The sequence below is a fragment of the Paenibacillus sp. FSL H8-0317 genome (genome assembly GCF_045040685.1).
Lineage (GTDB): Bacteria > Bacillota > Bacilli > Paenibacillales > Paenibacillaceae > Paenibacillus.
In genome coordinates this window covers 2776541-2797199 of sequence record NZ_CP150294.1, presented here as the reverse complement: position 1 = coordinate 2797199, position 20659 = coordinate 2776541, and the positions used below count along the sequence as shown (strand labels likewise).

The 20659-nt window shown below is 46.3% G+C and carries 21 protein-coding genes; 4 read left to right on the top strand and 17 right to left on the bottom strand.

Annotation, left to right across the window (positions count from 1 at the left end; all coding sequences use genetic code 11):
• Positions 1-35 precede the first annotated feature (35 nt).
• A complete protein-coding gene (locus tag MHB43_RS13235) occupies positions 36-965 on the top strand; it encodes an AEC family transporter (protein WP_076216157.1) in 930 nt (309 codons plus the stop codon).
• Here MHB43_RS13235 and MHB43_RS13230 read toward each other — a convergent pair.
• The 5 genes from MHB43_RS13230 to MHB43_RS13210 form a co-directional block, all read right to left on the bottom strand.
• Positions 943-1533, bottom strand: coding sequence for a DUF2062 domain-containing protein (locus MHB43_RS13230; RefSeq protein WP_074094725.1), 591 nt, complete (start codon positions 1531-1533; stop codon positions 943-945). The two genes, MHB43_RS13235 and MHB43_RS13230, sit on opposite strands and share 23 nt — an antisense overlap.
• A 58-nt stretch (positions 1534-1591) precedes the next feature.
• Positions 1592-2050, bottom strand: a complete 459-nt coding sequence (locus MHB43_RS13225; RefSeq protein WP_405132094.1) for an OsmC family protein — start codon at positions 2048-2050, stop codon at positions 1592-1594.
• Positions 2051-2070: 20 nt separating this feature from the next.
• Positions 2071-2838 (bottom strand): DeoR/GlpR family DNA-binding transcription regulator, encoded by a 768-nt coding sequence (locus MHB43_RS13220; protein ID WP_237175822.1) that lies wholly within the window; start codon positions 2836-2838, stop codon positions 2071-2073.
• Positions 2839-2975: 137 nt separating this feature from the next.
• On the bottom strand, positions 2976-4106 hold the full coding sequence (locus tag MHB43_RS13215) for an NADH-dependent flavin oxidoreductase (protein ID WP_253507786.1): 1131 nt from the start codon (positions 4104-4106) through the stop codon (positions 2976-2978).
• A gap of 188 nt (positions 4107-4294) precedes the next feature.
• Positions 4295-4972, bottom strand: coding sequence for an SOS response-associated peptidase (locus tag MHB43_RS13210; RefSeq protein WP_091016984.1), 678 nt, complete (start codon positions 4970-4972; stop codon positions 4295-4297).
• Between the two features lie 228 nt (positions 4973-5200).
• Between MHB43_RS13210 and MHB43_RS13205 the strand changes: the two genes are divergently transcribed.
• A complete protein-coding gene (locus tag MHB43_RS13205) occupies positions 5201-5722 on the top strand; it encodes a hypothetical protein (RefSeq protein WP_124114211.1) in 522 nt (173 codons plus the stop codon).
• A gap of 43 nt (positions 5723-5765) precedes the next feature.
• Positions 5766-6437, top strand: a complete 672-nt coding sequence (locus MHB43_RS13200) for a hypothetical protein (RefSeq protein ID WP_221825024.1) — start codon at positions 5766-5768, stop codon at positions 6435-6437.
• 129 nt (positions 6438-6566) lie between these two features.
• Here MHB43_RS13200 and MHB43_RS13195 read toward each other — a convergent pair whose 3' ends face one another.
• From MHB43_RS13195 to MHB43_RS13150, 10 genes are all read right to left on the bottom strand, one after another.
• Positions 6567-8477 carry an AraC family transcriptional regulator gene (locus MHB43_RS13195; protein WP_405132093.1) on the bottom strand — a complete coding sequence of 637 codons (1911 nt, stop codon included), beginning with the start codon at positions 8475-8477 and terminating at the stop codon, positions 6567-6569.
• Positions 8478-8713: 236 nt separating this feature from the next.
• Complete coding sequence (gene msrB / locus MHB43_RS13190; RefSeq protein WP_405132092.1) at positions 8714-9808, bottom strand: peptide-methionine (R)-S-oxide reductase MsrB; 1095 nt, start codon at positions 9806-9808, stop codon at positions 8714-8716.
• Between the two features lie 16 nt (positions 9809-9824).
• Positions 9825-10406 (bottom strand): redoxin family protein, encoded by a 582-nt coding sequence (locus MHB43_RS13185; RefSeq protein ID WP_405132091.1) that lies wholly within the window; start codon positions 10404-10406, stop codon positions 9825-9827.
• 18 nt (positions 10407-10424) lie between these two features.
• Positions 10425-11150 carry a cytochrome c biogenesis protein CcdA gene (locus MHB43_RS13180; RefSeq protein ID WP_339185385.1) on the bottom strand — a complete coding sequence of 242 codons (726 nt, stop codon included), beginning with the start codon at positions 11148-11150 and terminating at the stop codon, positions 10425-10427.
• 34 nt (positions 11151-11184) lie between these two features.
• Positions 11185-12225: a sensor histidine kinase gene (locus tag MHB43_RS13175; RefSeq protein WP_405132090.1), complete on the bottom strand. Its 1041-nt coding sequence runs from the start codon at positions 12223-12225 to the stop codon at positions 11185-11187.
• Positions 12222-12926: a response regulator transcription factor gene (locus MHB43_RS13170; RefSeq protein WP_017688950.1), complete on the bottom strand. Its 705-nt coding sequence runs from the start codon at positions 12924-12926 to the stop codon at positions 12222-12224. The genes MHB43_RS13175 and MHB43_RS13170 overlap by 4 nt, the downstream gene beginning before the upstream one ends.
• Before the next feature lie 77 nt (positions 12927-13003).
• Positions 13004-13516 carry a hypothetical protein gene (locus tag MHB43_RS13165; protein WP_405132089.1) on the bottom strand — a complete coding sequence of 171 codons (513 nt, stop codon included), beginning with the start codon at positions 13514-13516 and terminating at the stop codon, positions 13004-13006.
• 161 nt (positions 13517-13677) lie between these two features.
• A complete protein-coding gene (locus MHB43_RS13160; RefSeq protein ID WP_221825042.1) occupies positions 13678-16227 on the bottom strand; it encodes a glycosyl hydrolase 2 galactose-binding domain-containing protein in 2550 nt (849 codons plus the stop codon).
• 247 nt (positions 16228-16474) lie between these two features.
• Positions 16475-17506, bottom strand: coding sequence for a LacI family DNA-binding transcriptional regulator (locus MHB43_RS13155; RefSeq protein ID WP_405132088.1), 1032 nt, complete (start codon positions 17504-17506; stop codon positions 16475-16477).
• Positions 17507-17693: 187 nt separating this feature from the next.
• Positions 17694-18641 (bottom strand): DMT family transporter, encoded by a 948-nt coding sequence (locus MHB43_RS13150; RefSeq protein WP_076216195.1) that lies wholly within the window; start codon positions 18639-18641, stop codon positions 17694-17696.
• A 165-nt stretch (positions 18642-18806) separates the two neighbouring features.
• Between MHB43_RS13150 and MHB43_RS13145 the strand changes: the two genes are divergently transcribed.
• The gene (locus MHB43_RS13145; RefSeq protein WP_339184367.1) at positions 18807-19682 is read left to right on the top strand and encodes a LysR family transcriptional regulator; all 876 of its coding nucleotides are present in this window, start codon (positions 18807-18809) and stop codon (positions 19680-19682) included.
• Between the two features lie 42 nt (positions 19683-19724).
• Here MHB43_RS13145 and MHB43_RS13140 read toward each other — a convergent pair whose 3' ends face one another.
• Both MHB43_RS13140 and MHB43_RS13135 read right to left on the bottom strand, forming a co-directional pair.
• A complete protein-coding gene (locus MHB43_RS13140) occupies positions 19725-19922 on the bottom strand; it encodes a DUF3040 domain-containing protein (protein ID WP_237175835.1) in 198 nt (65 codons plus the stop codon).
• 29 nt (positions 19923-19951) lie between these two features.
• Entirely contained in the window at positions 19952-20434 is a 483-nt protein-coding gene (locus MHB43_RS13135; protein WP_339184364.1) for a tetratricopeptide repeat protein, read from the bottom strand.
• Positions 20435-20659 lie beyond the last annotated feature (225 nt).

The following is a 20659-nucleotide window of genomic DNA, read 5'->3' as shown; positions in this document are numbered from 1 at the left end:
AGATTGGTTTTTCATCCAGAAGGGACTGAATTGCATTGCTTCACTCATTTTTACTCACGTTATACCATGTCTTCCTGCCGATCTCACTTCCCGTGATTGGAGGTATTCTGTTAAAACGCTTCAAAAATTGGGATACCCGGTCGCTCTCGACCTTTTCCCTTTATATTTTGAGCCCTGCGCTCATCTTCAATACATTGCTGCATGCAGAGATTACCTGGACGGACGTCACCAGCACGTTCTGGTTCTCTATTATTAATCTGATTGCCCTGTGGGCCCTCGCCGAGCTGTTAAGCCGGATTTTCCGTCTGGGTGCAAGCGAAAAAGCGGGTCTCACCCTCGTCTCCACGTTTACAAACTGCGTGAATTACGGGCTCCCGCTTGTGCTGCTTGCCTTTGGTCAGCTTGGGCTCGACAAGGCTTCCGTCTACGTCATTGGACAGATGATTATTGTTAATACGGTAGGTATCTTTTTTGCTGCGAGATCCGAATTCACGGTAAAAGATGCGATCCTGTCCGTTTTCCGCATGCCATCCATCTATGCTGCCGGCATCGCCATTGCGCTGCGTGCATCCAATCTGAGCCTGCCTGAAGCACTGGATGGAGGGATCTCTATGCTGGCTGCGGGCTACTCTCCTGTCGTACTCGCCATTCTGGGAGCCCAGATGCTCAGACCAAAAGGTGCAACGGTGCCTTGGCTACCCAATGTACGCCGAGCTTTCTGGACCGGGCTTGTGGTCCGTCTCGCAGCTGCGCCGATCCTGTCCTGCCTGATACTGACCGCTCTTCAGGTCGAAGGTACGTTGTTCAGTGTGCTGCTGATCCTCGCTTCGATGCCAACCGCAGTGAACGCCGTTATTTTGGCTGAACAGTTCAATGCTTCTCCGCAGTTTGTATCCCGCTGTATTCTGTGGACCACCGCTGCATCCATGTTGATGCTGCCCATTATGATTGTGATGGCTTCCTGATTAATACCGGAGGTGATACCGAAGCGATGTCCGCTTGTCGGCGTTTCTCCAGCCGGCGTTCATAACGCCGGTTGAGCGCTCTGACGTAGAAGAATTTCACGACAAAGTACGAAATCACACCCAGAATGACACCAAACACGGACATACCTGCCAGAATATCCAGTCCACCAAGCAACAATTCACTCACGGCCGACCAGTTCCCTCGAAACAGCTCCATGAATGCACTCTCATGTACCGGTCCCTGTCCCATGCTGTGAGCAGGCAATATCCATGAGCCAATTTGTTTGGCGAGTGGCATAAGAATAATAGGTAAAAACGTAAGTTTCCCGATCACATTACCAACAATCGCTGCTGGCACCGAACCCCCAGACAGTCGCACAATCGGATAAAATACGAGATAGATCAGGGAAGCGGTCGAGATCACGATCAGTTCCAATCCGAACCCTATGGCAAATCCGGTAGATACTTTATGGGCACCTCCGGGAGCACGTAACAATTTGAGAAAATTCAGCTTCATAACACGTGTTAAACGTACCCAGCGGTTAGTCTTGCGCTTCTGTGTGTTCATACCAAATTACTCCTTATTTTACACAAATGACAACTTGAATTGTCTATTCTTCAGTATATCACACCGCGTTAGCTCCTGTAGTAACAATGACCGGCTGTGTCTCCATCTGGACATTACCTGCCACCGCTCGGGAGATCATACAGGAGGATTCAGCCTTATGCGCCAAGCGCTCAGCCTTGATCAGATCCGCCTCTGAAGCATCCTGGCTGAGTACAATCCGGGGTCTATGTACGATCCGTTCGTACGTAAATACGTTATTCGTAACATCTACCGTTGCTTCCGATTCAAGCGTTAATTCATCTGGCGTAATATTCGAACGCTCCAGCATCGCTGCCAGCGTGATCAGGTAACAGGTGGAGGCTGCACCCAGCAGCATCTCGTCTGGGTTAGTTCCCGTACCGGGTCCGCCCATCTCCTGCGGAATCGATATGACCGTTTTTAATCCACCTGCATCGATTGTTCCCTCACTGTTACGCCCACCATTCCATACCGCTTTCAGATGAAAAGGATGTTTCATGACATTCATTCCTTTCTTGTTTACACACGTATACACGTAATATTCTGTTCGATCAAAGCGCTAACGTGCTCTTCATCAACACCCTGATCTGTAATCACTTTGCCCACACTGCTCATCTCAGCAACTCTGGTAAACGCCTGTATGTTAAATTTGCTGGAATCTGCAAGTAAAATGACCTCATCCGCAATATGGATCATTTTTTGCTTCACCAAAGCCTGTAATTCATTGGATTCACTGATGCCTTTGGTCAGATGCACTCCTTTGCAAGACAGGAATACTTTATCCACATGATAAGCATCCAGCGAACGTTCTGCCAGCGGTCCTACAAAAGACAGTGACTTCGAAGCCAGCTGCCCACCTGTGGCAATCACACGAATCTGTTCCTTGTTACTCAGCTCAGCGGCGACCTTAATCGAGTTGGTTAATACCGTCAGTGGTATGTTCGGCAATCCTGCCGCCATATACCACGCCGTTGTACTTGCATCCAGGGCGATCCGGTCGCCGGATTCCACCATTTTCACTGCTTCGCTTGCAATTCTGCGTTTCTCTTCTGCATGGGCTATAGCCCGTTCCGGATACGGAATCTCAGACTGTAACTCATCTTTGTATTTTACACTGACCGCCCCGCCATGGGACCGTCTGAGCCTGCCCGCCTGTTCGAGCTTGTCCAGATCACGACGAATCGTCTCTTCTGTCACTCCGCAGCGCTCACTAAGTTCGGTCACACGCATGCTGCCTTGCGTATCCACCCATTCCACTATTTTCTCATACCGTTCAGCTACGAGCATATTCCTTCACTCCAAACCGTTGATTATCCAGTTAATCCTGTTCATCCATCATACCACAGAGCGATGACAAGGAGAATTTGGACCATGTGCAAAAAGAGGGAGCTTTCGCCCCCTCCATTCCAGTTCTGAAGTGTGTCTTATTTATCTTCTGCCATAGGGAACCAGCCCGGTGTGTGGATGATTGCATTCCACAACCCGTCAGGGATAACCAGACGTTCCTGATCGGATTGGGTCAGAATTGTCTCGATATCTTCTTCCCGTCCGCTCTCGATTTTCTCAACCCAATCCGGTTCAATAATCAACTCACGTCCAATGGCAAGTAGTGGTACTCCCGTTTGGAGTGCCTCAGCGGCCTGATCTGCGGTATGAATCGAACCTACACCAATCACAGGCAATTTACCGTTCACACGATCCAAGATGAATTCCATTCTTGAACGCGTATCTGCTTCGCCACGTCTTGGTTTGGACCAGAATTCGTTCAGGGAAACGTGCAGGTAATCCAGGTTTTTATCTTTCAGCGCATCCACCAGTGCATACGTATCTTCCATTGTGAGTCCCGGTGTTTCCGGTTCTTCCGGAGAGAAACGGTAACCAATGATGAACGGCAGTTTGGTATGTTCGGCAACCACTTTCTGAATCTCATCCACTACAGCAAGTGGGAATGTCAGACGTTTCTCTACACTTCCGCCCCAACGATCTTCACGCCGGTTGGAATGCGGGGAGAAGAATTGCTGGATCAGATAACCATTAGCACCATGAATCTCAACACCATCAAAGCCAGCTTCAATGGCACGACGTGTCGCTTCACCAAAGTCTTTGATAATCGAAGTTATCTCGGCATCCGTCAATTCTCTTGGTTCAGGAGATCCTGGACGCTCACTTGCAACCGCACTGGGAGCAACCACTTGACCCGCAGGTACAGCTTGTTCAGGAGTCAAACGGCCCGCATGGAAAATTTGCAATACAGCTACGGAGCCCTGTTGTTTCATGGTATCAGCCAGTTTCTTCAGTCCAGGAATGAAGCGGTCATCATATACCCCAAATTGAGCTGGGAAACCAATGCCATGCTCTGTTACATGCCCTACAGCCGTAATTGACATGCCAGCACCACCGGTGCGACGTGCATAATAAGCAAGTTCAGCGTCGGATATCGTACCATCAGCATTCGAGGACATATGAGTCATGGGAGCGAGCACGATACGGTTTTTCAGTGTAATACCAGTCGGCAGTGAAACTTGTTCAAACATCTGGTTAAACTTTGGATTCATTCGTGGTTCCCTCCTGATTATAAATATCTCTTTTAATAGATATATGAATATATGCGTTCACTTACTGTAATGATTATAGTTACGTTTCATTGCAATTGCAACTTTTCATTTTCTGAAAGGAAAAAAAAGGGCAGAGTGTCTCCAGACTCTCAGCCCTCTTCATCTTCTTCACATCATGCAAAGGATATTCAGAAACTCCGAACGTAAGCCAGCTTCTGATCCATCTCTTCCACGCATTCGTAACAGTCGTGTTCATCGTTGGCGACCATTGGGGTGACTGGATACAGATTCATCTCTGTACTGTTATACGATTTCAATAGCGGTAACAACTGAGTCACGCGTGTATTAGCCGGGTCAAGCCAGGTGTTGATTTCTTCTTCGGAGAGAATGGCTGGCATTTTACTGCCAAACTCGCGTGTAACCATGTTTGCGCCTGTCATAAGCATCGTGCAGGTCCGAAGCGGCTCTTTCCGTGTATCTCTCCACACCTCATATAACCCAGCAATACCGAACAGACCGCGATCCGGCATGACAACACGAACTGCATAACTTTTTTTGCCCTCTTGCCGCCAGTAATATAATCCATTGCAGGGAATGACGCAGCGCTTGGTCTCTACCAGTTTGTAATAGGAAGGATTCTCATGCACCGTCATGAGATTTGCGTTAACGGCATCACGACCCCAGAATGGAATGAACCCCCACCGGAACTCATCCAGTACACGCTCACCATCCTGATGCAAAATAATCGGCGTATGCTGGGTTGGGCTGATATTGTATCGGTTTTTGTAATAATACATCACTCGCTGAATCTTGAAATGATCTCTGACTTCGTCCAAATCGGCTGCCAATGAAAAACGGTTACACATGCTCAAGCACTACCTTTCCCTGTGAGAAGTTGAACGTATTGTTTGTTATTTTAGGGAAATTATGCATGAACATTGAACAGAAAATGACTTATTTTGACACCATTAGGGTCTGATCAAGATATATTTCATGTTTTTCACAACAAAAACAACGACCTCGGACTCATTTCAACTCCAATATTACTTGTTACTATAATAGAGAATAAAATACATTTATTGGAGGTTTTAAGTATGAAAAGGAAGTTTTTGATGAGCATCATGTTGTTCTCAGCGATTGCGATGTTTGGCAGTACCATCTATGCGGCAACCTTTCTGACCTACGGTTATCCCAGCACCACCATTCCCATTCGTACGTATAATTACGCCTCCGCATGGCAGACTCCCATGGACGCTTCCCTTACCAACTGGAACAATGCAGGTGCCAAAGTTAAATTCACCAAAACAAGTAACTCCCCAAACACCATCACCGCAGGAAACTTCAATAATACAGCATATGGTGTCAACTACGCCTCTGTATCCGGCAGTCAAGTCGTAAGCTTCCGCATCGAACTCAATGCATCCACGATCACCCCTGACGCAACCAACTTATCCAACTTCATTCAAAGCGTATTTGTCCACGAACTCGGGCACTCCATATGGCTCGGTGACAACCCAACAACAAGCAGTCCTTCCATTATGTCTTACTCCCGCAACCGCAATTCCATGACCCAACCCCAAACTTTTGATATCAATAACGTAAGATCCAAGTACTAATCTGCTACGAACTTATCCCAAAATCCAAGGAGGATTCCTATCCATGAACAAAAATCGAGTATTAACGCTGCTTCTTTCTTCCATTTTCATTTTATCTGCTGTTGGATGTTCTTCTGTTACACCTACCGCGTCCCCATCCGATGCACCCATGACCATTATTGCTTCTGAAGATTACCCGAGTTATGCCAGCATTGGCGACCTGTCCGAGAGAGCAAATACCATTGTGAAAGGTAGTGTTGTTGAGACTCGTGTGGAAGCTTTAAACGATATTGTACAAGTTACTGATGCTGCCAATGAGAACGAGTTAAATCCCGCGTCCGATCCGGGCGGAGAGCCATCTTCCTTTGACAAAATCTATACGATCCATACGATTCAGGTCGCTGAATCCTATAAGGGCAGTTACACTGCCGGGGAAAAACTTGAAGTGAAGCAACTTGGCGGACAACTAGGCAACACCGAGATTATTAATGATGACAACCTCAAGCTGATTCCTACCAAAGACTATGTACTCTTCCTGGAAACGTATGAAGACACCCCAGCCAGCCTGCTCAACTCCGTTCAAAGTCTCTACGTGATCAAATCTGCCGCCAAGTCGAACCAGCCAGGTCAGCAACAATCACAGTCAGAAGTCATTGTGAGTGCAAACCCCGAGAATGACCTTACACTCCAGCTGGAGGATCTGCAAGAAATTCAGAACGAACCAAAGAGCGAATAAACTCTTAGGTAATCACACTGTTATTTCATCTCCGTACAGGCAGCTAATCCCCTCTACTGTTCAGTCCTACATAAGAATATGAAAACCGTGCTGCTCAGCAAACTGGGCGGCACGGTTTTTTGAAGTTCCTTATTTAGACGGTGTATTAAGTCCAATAATCCATTCAGCCAGATCCTGTGTCTGTTTCAACAAGGCGATCGGATCACGGAACCAGGATTGCTCTTCCGTCCATATGTACACATTTCCATTTTTGATAGCAGGCAATGAACCCCAGATCGGATCTGCCTGAAGGTCTTTCAGTTGAGAGTTGCTGGTCAGCACAATGTAATCTCCAGCGTATTTGTAGAGCAGTTCTATGGAGAATTCATGATAAGCGCCCTGCATCAACTCGGATGGAATGTTCTTTGGTGCTTGCAATCCAAGCAATTCATAGATGTTACGTCCTCCTCGGCCCGACTGATTGCCAAAAATGAACACTTGGCGATCATATTCCTGCATAACGGAGAATGTGGCATCAGCTGGAACAACACTCTGCACCTCCTGCTTGATTTTGGCAATCTCCTCATCAAAATCAGCCAGCCACTTCTCTGCTTCCGCTTCTTTGCCAAGGACTTTACCGAAATAGTTTACTTCGTCCTTGAGTGTCGGGAAAGTGATGGATGCGATCGAAACGGTTGGAGCAATCTTGCTGTATTTCTCATAAGCGGCCTTGTCCGGATTCAATGTAATAATGAGATCAGGTTCCAGCTCCATCAATTGTTCAACGGAATCCCCTATCGTTTCAAGACCATCTAAGTGACCTTCCAGATAAGGACTGTTCATCAGAAATTGGCCTCCACCAATCGGTTTGACACCAAGAGCAAGCACCGTTCCCAGATAATCTATGGCAGCAACTCGCTCCGGATGTGCAGGAATCTCTACCTCACCAAAGGTCGTATTTACCATTTGGGTCTCCACGACTGCCGGTTGTTCGGGTTCAGCCGCAACTTCGGATGTTTCTGCCCCCTGCTGGGCTGTTCCACAAGCACTCAATGTGAGTACAAGCGCAAGCGACATGATCGCTGATTTAAAATGGTTAAACATGTTGATTTCCTCACCTCCCGTATATTGATAATGATTATCATCATCAATTAAAGGATAACGTTCATCCCCTCCTGTTACAATGGATTCATTTGTTGCATTTAATGTACTTTTTGAAACTGATTTCGAGTTTTCCTGCTGCTTCAACCGATATTGCCCCGGTGTGATACCGGTCTCTTTTTTGAATATACGATTGAAATAAAACGGGTCCATATAACCGACATACGCAGCAATCTCCTGTAATGAAGCTTCTGTGGACGCAAGCAGACTCCTTGCCTCACTCATTCGTAACCGAATCACATATTCTGTCGGTGTACATCCCGTCTGTTCCTTGAATTTGCGTGATACATATTGCGGACTGTAACTCAAGGACTGGGCAAGCGAATCAAGTGAGATGGATTCCCGGTAATGAGCTTTGATATATCGCAAAACCTGATCGGTAAGCGAAGGCTGTTCAAGTTCGTTAGACATGCGACTCCGCTGTAACAAGACAAGCTGTACCAGTTGAAAAAAATACACTTTGACCTTAATTTTGCCCACTCGCTCCTGCCCTGACCAGCATTCATGTATATTCCGCACAAGCTCACGCAGCTCAAGTGTATGATCCGGCACTGTCGCCCAAGACTCTTCAAACGGATTACGCTGGTTCAACATCATTCGGTACTCCACAAGCACATTGGAGGGCAAGGTTGATTTGTACAAAATCAGATGTACCTCCATAACCCCTGTCGCTTCAAGTGTCAGACGTCTTCCTTTTCCACCATGCAGCAGCAAGAACTGGCTTGTAGTCCATACCTCTTCATCCAGCCAGACCTGACCCCTGCCTTGAACATACACAAATGCACTGGTTGGTAACACATAATTGCGTATGAACTCGTGTGTTGCGAGTGATATAAGACGCACATCAAGCACGCGAACCTGTACCTGATCCCACAGCTTGATGTCATTCTGAATTCCCATATAAACTCCCTCTCCTGAGCGATCAAACACACACAATACCTTGGCATTGTGACTAAAAACCCACCTATAATTGATAATGATTATCAATTATAACAATGATGGAACCATCTTAGAAGCCTACCTCCGTTTTTGTTAGATGCCGCAGAACAAAAAACGGTCGAAATCCCTCATAGAGAGATCTCAACCGTTCTAAAATTATGGCCTTATTATCTTTTGATAAAGTCAGCTGCCCTTCTCTACTCGACAAAAGACAATAAATACCCGTATCGTTCTTCCTCCATCTTGTCTAACGGAATAAACCGGATCGATGAACTGTTAATGCAGTAACGTTTGCCGCCGCGATCTTCGGGACCATCATCGAACACATGACCGAGGTGGATGTCACCTTCCCGGCTTCGTACCTCCGTGCGCTCCATCCCAAAGCTCGTATCCGTTGTATAGGTAACAACCTCAGGTACAATCGGTTTTGTAAAACTTGGCCACCCGCAACCGGAATCGTACTTATCCAGGCTGGTGAATAACGGCTCTCCCGTTGCAATATCCACATACAGACCGGGCTCCTCATTATCCCAGTATTCGTTACTGAACGCATGCTCCGTATCATTGTTTACCGTAACCGCATACTGTTCGTCTGTTAATTGTTCCTTTAATTGTTCATCTGTTGGACGTGGATATTGAGCCGGATCAATTCCAATCTCCAGGTCATCCAGGACAGTCATATCAATGTGACAATATCCGTTCGGATTTTTTTCCAAATAATCCTGATGGTACTCCTCCGCCAAATAATAATTCTGCAGAGGCATCACTTCCGTTACAATGGGTTGGTCATATTTTTCTTGCTCTACCGCTACAGCCTGCTCAATGATTTTGGCATCTTCAGGCAACGTATAATATATGCCAGTCCGATACTGAACGCCACGATCATTGCCCTGCTTATTCAAGCTGGTAGGATCAATAACTCGAAAATAAGATTCAAGCAATTTCTGCAAAGAAACTTGCTGCGGATCATATTTTACATGAACCGTCTCCGCAAACCCCCGGTCCCCGCGAATAACCTCCTCATAGGTTGGATTCTCTCCTTCACCGTTGGCATAACCGGAAGTCACATCCTGAACCCCCGGAATACGAGCCATATATGCCTCCACACCCCAGAAGCAGCCTCCTGCCAAGTACAAGTTACTCAGGTTTTCCTCGGAGACACTCGATGCCTTGACAGGTTGAGTGGATATCGAAGATGAAGATGAAGCTGAATGGCTCTCAGCCCTGTTTCCACAAGCAGACACAACTATCGCTATAACAAGGAGGCACAAGCCGAGCAGCGTCCTTTTCATGACACTTCCTCCCTTCTCACAAAATCTCTTGTAATGATTCCATGATCTGTTCATTGGATGCATGCCCTGGCTGCGATTTCGTTAAAATACCATCAGAGCCAATATAAAAGGAACTAGGATACGCTCTTACGCCAAATTCCTTGGCCCATACACCTTTCTCATCCAAAAGAACAGTTATGTTATCATACGGCTGTTGGTCAAACCATTCGGTAAACGCTTGGGAGGATTTCTCCCCTTTGTAGTCTGGCGTCACAATCGTAATGACTTGAAAATCATTGTCTTGAACAGCTAGATTGTTCAGGTCTTCCAAACCCGCAAGGCAGATGGAACACCAGGAAGCCCAGTATTTCACATACACTTTCTTGCCTTGAACATCAGAAAGTCCAACCGTGTTTCCTTTCAGATCAAGCAATGAAAATTCAGGAGCCGTCTCTCCCTTGTTCATCATCGTTGACGAACTCATATCGGATGTTGATGCTGGGGTTGATGATGACCCCGTTTGTTTTGATTCAGTTTGCTGTGATCCACATCCGCTCAAGATCAACAGGACTCCAGCAAATACGATTACAGATACCATCCATTTCCGTGCCATCTTCATACCAAATTCCTCCAATGATTATTGAAACCAGGTCACCAAACTGTTTAGTCGGTCTGTCATTAACAATAGTCCCATGATAATAAGAATACAGCCGGAAGTTATTTTGATGACACCCATGTACCTGTATAAACGACGTATCCGCTTCATAACATATTCCGAAAAAACGGACAGAATCAGAAAGGGAATCGCTAACCCAAGGGTATACAGGAACATGAGAAACCCGCCATACAGTGGAGAGCCTTCTCCTGCGGCGATACCAAGAATGGCCGCCAGCACAGGCCCGATACAAGGCGTCCAGCCAAAACTAAACGTCAGACCCAACAGGAACGCTCCGACATACCCTCCCCGTTTGGCTTGATTGTTTGACAGCTTTCTCTCCCGTTCCAGCCAGGATAGCCGGATCAACCCGGTTTGATAAATCCCAAAAAGCACCACGATGGCTCCGCAGATGGCAATAAACACAGGACTTGTGATCAAATTACCAACGATGCCCGAACCAAAACCGAGTAAAACAAATACCAGGGACAGCCCAAGAACAAATAAAAATGTCCGCAAAACAAGTGTAGACCGCAACCGAACCGAATTGGTGTCAGGCTGTTGCTGATTCGTAGCGTTGACCATACTTCCCGACAGATAAGATACGTATACCGGGATCAGTGGCAGAATACATGGCGCAAAAAACGATAACAATCCTGCACCAAAAACGCCGAAAAGGAATACTAAATCACTGGTCAAGTCATTCACCACCTGAATAAATACTGCGTTTGATTAACCAAGGTTAACGACTGACGTAGATCGGAAGTGTGAACCAGAAGCAGCTTCCTTCTCCTTTTGTACTCTGAACCCCGATCTCGCCACCATGGAGTTCCACAATCGATTGAGCGATGGCAAGGCCAAGCCCGGCCCCACCATTGCTCTTGCTACGTGATTTGTCAATTCGATAAAAACGTTCAAATATACGCGAAGTTTCCTCCGCTTCAATGCCTTCCCCTTCATCCGTAACTGAAATTCGTATAAACGGCCCCTTCTCTTCGGCAGCCAGAATGATTTTTCCTTCAATAGGAGAGTATTGAATGGCATTTTGCAGCAAATTGGAAAGGACCCGCTTCATTTGTGCAGGCATCATGACCGCGGCTGGCAATTTATCGGGCAAATCGATTTCAACATTCAGCGTTTTCTCGGCGAGATGAAACGAAAAACTCTCCAACGTACTGAGCAGCAACTCATCGACGTGACAAGGTTGAGGCACAAATACCTCCCCTTGCGCTTCCAGGCTGGATAATTCGAACAAGTCTTGAATAAGCCCTCCCAAACGCATTGTTTCAAGTCGTATTGTGTTCAGGTAACGTTGAAAGGTTTCTTTATCCTTAATGACATCATCCTCCAACGCTTCAACGAAGGACTGAATGGATGCCAAGGGAGTCCGTAAATCATGGGAAACATTGGCGATCAACTCTCGTCTCGCGGTTTCTGAGTGATGCAGATGATCAAAGCTTTCCTTCAGCTTGGAACTCATTTCATTAAATTGCTGTGCCAGGAGCCTAAATTCCTGCGTACCGATGAGAGGGACTTCCGTATGGAAATCCCCTTCGGCAATTCGTATCGTCTGCTGTGTAATTCGCGCAATTGATTTCTCTAATGGCTTAGTCAGCAAATATTGAAGAATAAACGAAAGTAAGCCTACCCCTGCCGTTATAGCCGATAACCAATACAATTGTTCGATCGTAAGCAGCATTTTGGAATAACTGATGAACAAACAAATTAATAATACGCCAATGCCTGTGAGACTGGACAATACCAAGTATGTGCGAAGTTTCATGAACTACCACCCGCAAACTTGTAGCCTATGCCCCAAACTGTTTTAATATATTTTGGATCAGAAGGATTCTGTTCGATCTTCTCTCGTAATCTCCGAACATGTACAGTCACCGTTGTTGTATCTCCCTCGTAGCTAAAATCCCAAATCTTGCTTAACATCTGGTTACGGGAGAACACCTGACCCGGGTGACTTGCCAGCAAATACAACATCTCAAACTCTGTAACGGTCAATTCAATGGCCTGCCCGCTGATGTGCACTTCACGCTTGGTAAAATCAATGGTAAGCCCTTCATAATTGATCGTATATTCAGATGTTGTTACAGGTGATGCCTGTGCAATTCGCATTCTCCGCAGGATTGCCTTCACACGCAAAACAAGTTCTCTCGGACTGAATGGTTTGGTCAGATAATCATCCGCCCCCATCGTCAGTCCCATCAGACGGTCCTGTTCCTCACCACGGGCCGTCAGCATTACAATGGGCACATCCTCAGTTTGCCGAATCTCGTTGCAAACTTCCCAGCCATTCTTATGTGGCATCATCAGGTCGAGCACAATCAAGCTTGGTGTTTGACTGTGCCACAGCTCAATAGCCTCCAAACCGTCCTTGGCCGTCACGACAAGATAACCTTCCCGTTCCAGATACCTGCGACAAACGTCCGTAATATTGGTATCATCATCAGCAACCAGTACACATTCATTCAAACGAACCCACCCCATATTCCAGAAAATACATTTGAGCCAATCATATCATATGGTGATGGCGATGCTTAGCCCTTAAATTACTTCATTCCCATGGCTGGCATCATGTATTGTTTAATTACAGACTCAGCCGCATACGAATTCCCTTCATGGATGACAGGCATCGATTTCAAGTTAACTTGCATACCGTCTACCATGATTTTTTTCGATCCAATCCACAATTTAATCGTTTTCCCCGCAGGCATCATCGTTTCTTCCATCATGTCATCTTTCATCATGTTGTCATCTTTCATCATCATGTCGTCTTTCATCATCTTGTCGTCTTTCATCTTCATGTCATCTTCCATCATGTTGTCGTCTTTCATCTTCATGTCATCCATTTGGCCCATATACATCAAAGTTACAGATCTATCCTTGCTGTCCCACATAATGCTGTAATCATACATTTTCGCCGCCTGTCTCAATTGAACAAGCTCCATGCCATCCTTTTTAATCGTTTTCATATCTGCAGCACTTGCCAATCCAGAAAAGGCCATAGACATCATCAATACCGCTGCTACCATCACTTTTTTGCTCTTATTTGTTTTCATCATTCTTATCACTCTCCATTCGTTTATTTCTTACATGGATTACAATAAGCAAGACAGCTTACGATTCTCTAAGCGAAGTATTACGAAACCATTACGATATATAAATGGGGTCAGGATAAAAAAACGGTTGAAATCTCTCTTACGAGAGACTCCAACCGTGTCTTCTAGGTCAAACGAATAAAATCAATCATGGATCGAACCTCGATCGGTCCCGGATTTGATATCACATCATTAGACTGCATTCCCTCTCTGGACGTAAAGTGCACCTTCACCGGAATGCCAGGAATCAAGTCGAAGAAGTTATCTGAGAAGACACCCTCCACATCCGAAGATAGCCATACCTGTTTAGCAAGCACATCACTTTCCAGTACCAGATGAACGCCGTTCTCATCCGCTCCCCCGCTTACATTGATGTTTGCAGGCTGCAGAGCAAGGTCTTTGGACGGTACAAAATAGTGTTCCTGTACAATATTCGCCGCACCTTCCTGTTTCAGATCCAGGCGCAGCAGCGTGTTAGCTGTATCATGACCTTCAAGCCACTCCGCGTTACGTAATGACAGCACTTGATCTCCTGTATTAGATGCCAAGGTCACGTCATGTGTTTCATTACGATGCACCGTTCCATCGAACCCGAGCAAACGAATCTGTAACTGCCCTATTACAGGTTGTAATTGATCCGAAATGATATATATATCTGTTGTATCTTCTTTTGTTCCATCTACCGATACCAACACATCGCTGAAGCTGCGTTTCGCATAATATTGCAATGCTTTCCAGCGACCAAGGTAGTCCATACCTGCCCATGAAGCCACCGGCCAGCAATCATTCATTTGCCAGTAAAGTGTGCCCATGCAGAATGGTTTGCGGCGACGGTGTGCCTCGATCGCTGTCTTCATCGCTTCGGCCTGAAGCACCTGGCTCATATACAGGAACGATGGGAAGTCCTTCGATTCATGCATGTACATATCCATGTACTGTTTGATCAGACGATTACCAGCGCCATTCTTCTGATGTGCAAGCATGACTTCCGATTCCAGAGCAAGATCCTCTTCTTCCGCGTAAGTGCGTACTGACTTGTACTCCGGGAAAGACTGGAATCCGTATTCACTCATGAAACGACCCACATGCACGTTATAGTTCTCGAATGGTTCTACATTGTGCCACACACCCCAGTAGTGGATATCCCCTTCGGCTGTGGACGGGTGCGCATGCTGCGTCTCATCCCCTGTCAGGGATACAAGTGGTGAAGAAGGCCAGTAATCCACACCTGGAGCATACGCTTCAACCACTTCTGGCAGCAGATCATGGAAGATGGCTTCGTAATCGGCCCAGATGCTTTCACGCTGCTCGGCAGTAAATTCCTTTTTCCAACCCCAGCCACCATTCTCAACATAGTGAGCCCATGCCGAATCAATCTCGTTGTTCCCACACCAGAGTGCAATACTTGGATGATTGCGCAGACGTTTCACATTATCAATGGCTTCATGTCTCACACTGTTCAGGAACGCTTCATCTCCTGGATACATGCTGCATGCAAACATGAAGTCTTGCCATACCAGGATTCCGTATTCATCACACAGTTCGTAGAACACATCCTGCTCATAGATTCCGCCACCCCACACACGCAACATATTCATATTGGATTCGGCTGCGGATACGATCTCATGACGATAACGTTCATGAGTAATTTCAGTGATGAAGCTATCATTCGGAATGTGATTGGCCCCTTTGGCAAAGACCGCAACCCCGTTTAATTCAAAATAAAAGGATGCTCCCGCTTCATCTTTGTCACGTACCAGCCGAATGGAACGAAGCCCAGTCTTCACTGTAGATTCAGCCACAGCTCGCTCACCTTGAAGCACTTCGGTAAGGAAAGTGTACATATGCGGATCACCAAGCCCACGGCTCCACCACAGTTTCGGTTCATCCATGGAGATTGGAATCTCCACAGTCTGAGTTCCAGGTTGTAGCGATACGGATCTTTCCCATCTCTGTCCATCTGCGCCGATACGAATAATCGTATCTACCGCTTGTGATGTCTCGACTTCCACAACAGCAGTTAATGAAGCTGAGGTAGCGCTTACTTCATTTTGCTGGATATATACATCATTGATTCGTACCTGTGTCCAACCTTCAAGACGTGCTTCACGCCAGATCCCACTGGTTACAAATCGCGGACCCCAGTCCCAACCATAGTGATACGGGGCTTTACGTGCAAAAATACTTACTCTCTTGTCGCCAAGTCCGCCAACATCGGACTGATCATTGGATGCAGGTAATGCATATCCGAGCTTCTCCAGCTTCGGCAGATCTTCCTGAATTGGAGACCGAAAACGTATTCGGAGAATGTTCCCGTTTCCCTTCAATACCGCCTTCACATCCGCCTTCCATACTCGGAACATATTATCTGCTGATAACACATGCACATCATTCACATACACATCCGCATATGTATCCAGACCATCAAACACCAGTTCCAGATGTTCCTGCGAGAACAACCCTTCGGCAACGTCAAATTCCGTCTGATATTCCCAATCTATCTTATCAATCCATTGTACTTCCTTCTCGTTCGTTCCATAAAAAGGATCTGGAATCTTGCCCAGCTTCAGCAAATCTGTATGCACACAGCCGGGCACCTGAGCCGGCATCCACTCTTGATCTTCGCAAGCCTTGAACGTCCAATTCTGAAAAACATGTGATTGTATTGTGCTCATGACAGCCTCCATTGTTGTTAGAGTTGGTAAACATTATTTTGTTAGGTTTTGTTATTATAAAAACGAATAACTTACAAAACAAAATTAACACGATTTACTTCTTATAGTCAATCTGTTTTGTAATTTAATTTGTTAAATGGTTTCTGCATAACAAAAAGACATGAAGCTCTAACCTCTCCATGTCTTTCACCTGATTTCATTTACCCATATGATCATTGTTAAAATAAGCCCGTAAGTTCATATCCCATTACTGTATACTGGCGTTATATTCATTACGAATAATTAATTCCGAATATATCAGCTTGCGTTCATATGGTTCATCCAGGTGTTTGATCCGCCACAATAGCTGATCTACTGCTCTCGTTCCCAGATTCTCTTTGTTAATATGTACCGAAGCAAGAATGGGTTCTTCCGTCTGCGTATTGTCAAATCCGGTTACGGCACAGCGTTCAGGCACCTGAATGCCTCGACTTTGGAGTGCCTGAATGACAATGACAGCTGTATGGTCATTTGCACACACGAATACTTCAGGGATATCCTCCAGCTCCATTCCAGCAATGGATCTCCGGATCTCATCATACTCTGGTCCCAGAAACCCTTCTTGCTGTTCCCCCTCCAACTGCTTCTCTTCCAGCACCGTACGATATCCAAGCCAGCGTTCTCTAAAACTTGCCGCATCGGGCAGTTTCCCGGCAAACTGGAACTTTCTATACCCTTTTCCAACGAGCATCAGAACCAGTTCTTTCATACACTTCATATTGTCCGTAAAAACCGAGTCAGCGTATATGGCAGGGTCTTCATGATCCACCATGACAAGCGGAATACGCAGCCTGTAAATCTCAAGCAATACCGATGTCGAGATGGTGCCCACGGTAATGACTCCGCTGATTGCGTCGGGATTAAGGACCGAGAACATCCGATCTGAAGAGGGTTCTGTCAGCGTTAGAATATCCATTCCCTTCTCATTCAGCCTCTCAGAAATGCCATCAAACACTGGACCCCAGTATAAGGAAGATCGATTCTGAGAACGAATGTTGGGAAACAAAATCAATATCGTGCCTTGTCGCTCCGCTTCTGGCTTCATCTCCGTTGATATCTGTGTCTCGCCCGGATAACGCTTAGGCTCAGTTCTGAAATACCCGAGCTGCCCCGCTGTTCTGACAATCATCTCGCGTGTATGCTCACTCACACCAGGCTTGCCCGTCAGCGCACGGGAGACTGCGAATTTGGACACCCCCGCAGCATCCGCAATTTGCTGCATCGTTACTCTTTTGGCCATCCTACTCACCCGTTTTTCCTAATTTTCCATTCAGTGTAGCATAAAAAATAAAAATCAACAAAACAAGGTTATGTTATTTTGTTTTTGTTAGGTAGATGTTTATCTGTTTCACAAGGTGTACGACATAACCAAAAAAGGCCCTCTCCCCACCTTCATAGAAGATGACGAAAGGACCCTTTGTCTCCAATTATACACTTGGTGCTCCCTGATCGCCGAGTTCCGACTGTAAAACCGGGCGTTTTCTGCGCCAGAAGATAGGCTGTGGAAGTTTGATCTCTGTGATCAGAACACCGACCAACATCAAAGCTGCTCCTGCATACCCTTGCAACGTTAGCGACTCTCCTTGAAAGGTAAATGCAAAGGCTGCTGCAAATAGTGGTTCGAGTGAAAAAATCAGACTTGTTCTTGTAGGAGAGGCATGACGCTGCGCGAGTGTCTGCAGAATATACCCCAAGCCACTACACAAAACACCTAACCCGAGAATGGCTGCCCAGGATTCAGCCGTATCGGGCATACGTGGCGTCTCCAGCATAAATGTAGCTGCAATTCCCCACACCGCCGCAACACCCAATTGAACTGTCCCTAATGTTAATGGATCATGCTTCGGTGTGAACTTGCCAGCAATCATGATATAGATGGCATACACAAGTGCTGCTAGTATGCAGAGAATATCTCCCGTGTGCAGACTAAGCTCATGTTGAAGCGTCAACAAGCCAAGCCCGGTAACTGCAACCAGGATACTGAGCGTCAATCGTTTGTCTGGCATACGACGATGCTGGATGGTCGTTAGGATCGGTACAAAAATAACGGCCAAACTTATCAGGAATCCCGCCTGCGATGTCGTTGTTCGTTGCACACCATAGGTGATGAATACAAATGCAGCGAATAAAGCTGTCCCCATAATCGCTCCTGCCACAAGTGTTCTGCGATCCATCTTAAACAACCGCCGATGAAAAAGAAGTCCTGCGGCAATAAAGGCAATTCCAAAACGAAATGCGACCAGATTCAATTCTTGCATGGACTCCAGGCCCGATTTCATAAACAGATAGGATGATCCCCATATGACCGTTGCGAGCAGCATCTGTATGTCCGCTCTTCTTGTTGCCTGACCTTGATTAACCTGTACACCATTCATCTTGCTTCAACCTTCATTCTATGTATTCTGATCTGTGTGATCGTGCGTCAAAGTAACTCGCCTTGGCAAGTATAAACGATCTCTTTGCATTATAAAAATGAATATTTATAATGGATTATATGAAATAAACTCATGTATCGAAAATGGGAAGGAACGGAACCATTCATGTCACTGATCAAATACGAAATTTTGAATACCGTTGTGGAGTATGGCAGTCTCACCAAAGCAGCTGAAGCTCTGAATATCACCCAATCCGCAGTCAGCCATGCCATCGCAAGTCTTGAGACAGAATGTGGTTTTTCACTGCTCCATCGCGGCCGCTCCGGTGTGCGTGTTACCGCTGAAGGCGAACGTATTCTGGGATACACCCGTGAAATTCTGCGCTGGACGGAACTCATGAATCAGGAAATCTCCCTCATTCGCGGCGCGGAGATTGGTACCGTGCGTATTGGTACTTTCGCCAGTGTGTCCACACAGTGGTTGCCGGGCATCCTGAAACAATTTCGTCTGCGTCATCCCGGAATTGAGATCAAGCTGTGGGAAGGTGATTATGCTGAGATTGAGGGCTGGTTGGCTGGAGGTGCTATCGATCTTGGATTTCTGTCCCTCGGCGATTCATCACCTTTTGAGACGATCCCATTGCAAAAAGACAGGATGATGTGTATCCTGCCTCTGGATCATCCTCTCGCCTCAGAGGAGTCTGTTTCGTTTGATATTCTGCTGGAGCAACCCTTTATTCTGCCCAAGTGGGGCGGAGATAACGAGATTGAACGACTGATCCGGCAGCATGCAGCCAAGCTTAATGTCGTCTATGAAGTTGCAGAGGATCAAGCCATCATGGCGATGGTCCGGAATGGTCTCGGAATCAGTTTGCTGCCGGAAATGGTACTTCAAAATCATACTGATTCACTCGCGCTCGTGCCACTCACTGGAGATCCTTATCGTACGATTGGCATGGCCTGCCCATCTTTGGGTAATCTATCGCCCGCTACGCGACGTTTTATAGAAGAGGTGCAACAGTGGCTTGGCCCTGCTATGTAAATTTGGAGAACTCACTAGCTCTGTAGTTAAGATCGATTTCTCCTATCCGATACTCACAAATTGGATAACACCAAGAGTCAGCAGCAGTACAGATATAATCGCAATCGTGATGCCAAAACCAATCAGGAAGCGCACGCCAGGTGAGCGTTTGTTCCGCTGGCTGCCTCCCAGGTTATCCAGCTTTTGCTCAATCTGATCCAATCTTTCATTTACCTGTTTCAGTTCTTGATTGGAGTTCATTCATACATCCCCTTTTCTGTGTATTCGATCTATTCCCACACCCGATCGAGCTGATCTGCGTAGTAACGGATTGCTCTGTTATAGTCATTGATTCTCTTGTCACTTGATGTGTCCGCAAGTTGCACGAGCAGTCTTTGCATCGCTTCTGCATGTTCACCCAGATTGTAGAGCACCATGGCATAGAAAACTTCAAATTCCCGGTACGCCGGGAATTCTTTCATGCCCGTTTCAAACCAAACCTTCGCCTGCTTATACTGTCCAAGCGTTCGATATGTACTGCCTAGTCCAAGTATTGCACCTGCTCTGTCCTCGCCAGAAAGTCCAAGACTTAGTGCCTTCTCATAATGCGGGACAGCCTCCCGCTCTAACCCAAGCGAATCATGTGCCCAAGCGAGCTGATACCAGACATTGGCATTCTCGGGTTCCTGGACTGTAATCTCTTGCAGTAGTTCAATCGCTTCCTGCACCTTGCCTTCTTGTCTCCATCGTACGGCCTGTTCCAAATTACTCATGCTGTCACTTCCCATCTTGCAATATAATTTCCACATATATGATTCAATTGTTTTATTATACCAAAAAAGCACCCCAGAGAATATGTTGTAACAACTTAAGGTTGTCCAAACGCTATTCCATCGTGTGCTTTTTCATTCGATGCAGCTTGTTATAAAAAATGGACTAAAGCATATTTCCACTGGACACTTCGATGACAGAACGGTGAAATCTCTCTGAAAATGATC

Coding starts and splice junctions, on each gene's coding strand:
- MHB43_RS13150 (WP_076216195.1), bottom strand. CDS start 18,641: ATGAATGGTGTACAGGTTAATCAAGGTCAGGCAACAAGAAGAGCGGAC.
- MHB43_RS13135 (WP_339184364.1), bottom strand. CDS start 20,434: ATGAGTAATTTGGAACAGGCCGTACGATGGAGACAAGAAGGCAAGGTG.
- MHB43_RS13145 (WP_339184367.1), top strand. CDS start 18,807: ATGTCACTGATCAAATACGAAATTTTGAATACCGTTGTGGAGTATGGC.
- MHB43_RS13200 (WP_221825024.1), top strand. CDS start 5,766: ATGAACAAAAATCGAGTATTAACGCTGCTTCTTTCTTCCATTTTCATT.
- msrB (WP_405132092.1), bottom strand. CDS start 9,808: ATGAAAAGGACGCTGCTCGGCTTGTGCCTCCTTGTTATAGCGATAGTT.
- MHB43_RS13195 (WP_405132093.1), bottom strand. CDS start 8,477: ATGGGAATTCAGAATGACATCAAGCTGTGGGATCAGGTACAGGTTCGC.
- MHB43_RS13165 (WP_405132089.1), bottom strand. CDS start 13,516: ATGATGAAAACAAATAAGAGCAAAAAAGTGATGGTAGCAGCGGTATTG.
- MHB43_RS13140 (WP_237175835.1), bottom strand. CDS start 19,922: ATGAACTCCAATCAAGAACTGAAACAGGTAAATGAAAGATTGGATCAG.
- MHB43_RS13175 (WP_405132090.1), bottom strand. CDS start 12,225: ATGAAACTTCGCACATACTTGGTATTGTCCAGTCTCACAGGCATTGGC.
- MHB43_RS13160 (WP_221825042.1), bottom strand. CDS start 16,227: ATGAGCACAATACAATCACATGTTTTTCAGAATTGGACGTTCAAGGCT.
- MHB43_RS13220 (WP_237175822.1), bottom strand. CDS start 2,838: ATGCTCGTAGCTGAACGGTATGAGAAAATAGTGGAATGGGTGGATACG.
- MHB43_RS13230 (WP_074094725.1), bottom strand. CDS start 1,533: ATGAACACACAGAAGCGCAAGACTAACCGCTGGGTACGTTTAACACGT.
- MHB43_RS13215 (WP_253507786.1), bottom strand. CDS start 4,106: ATGAATCCAAAGTTTAACCAGATGTTTGAACAAGTTTCACTGCCGACT.
- MHB43_RS13155 (WP_405132088.1), bottom strand. CDS start 17,506: ATGGCCAAAAGAGTAACGATGCAGCAAATTGCGGATGCTGCGGGGGTG.
- MHB43_RS13185 (WP_405132091.1), bottom strand. CDS start 10,406: ATGAAGATGGCACGGAAATGGATGGTATCTGTAATCGTATTTGCTGGA.
- MHB43_RS13225 (WP_405132094.1), bottom strand. CDS start 2,050: ATGAAACATCCTTTTCATCTGAAAGCGGTATGGAATGGTGGGCGTAAC.
- MHB43_RS13210 (WP_091016984.1), bottom strand. CDS start 4,972: ATGTGTAACCGTTTTTCATTGGCAGCCGATTTGGACGAAGTCAGAGAT.
- MHB43_RS13205 (WP_124114211.1), top strand. CDS start 5,201: ATGAAAAGGAAGTTTTTGATGAGCATCATGTTGTTCTCAGCGATTGCG.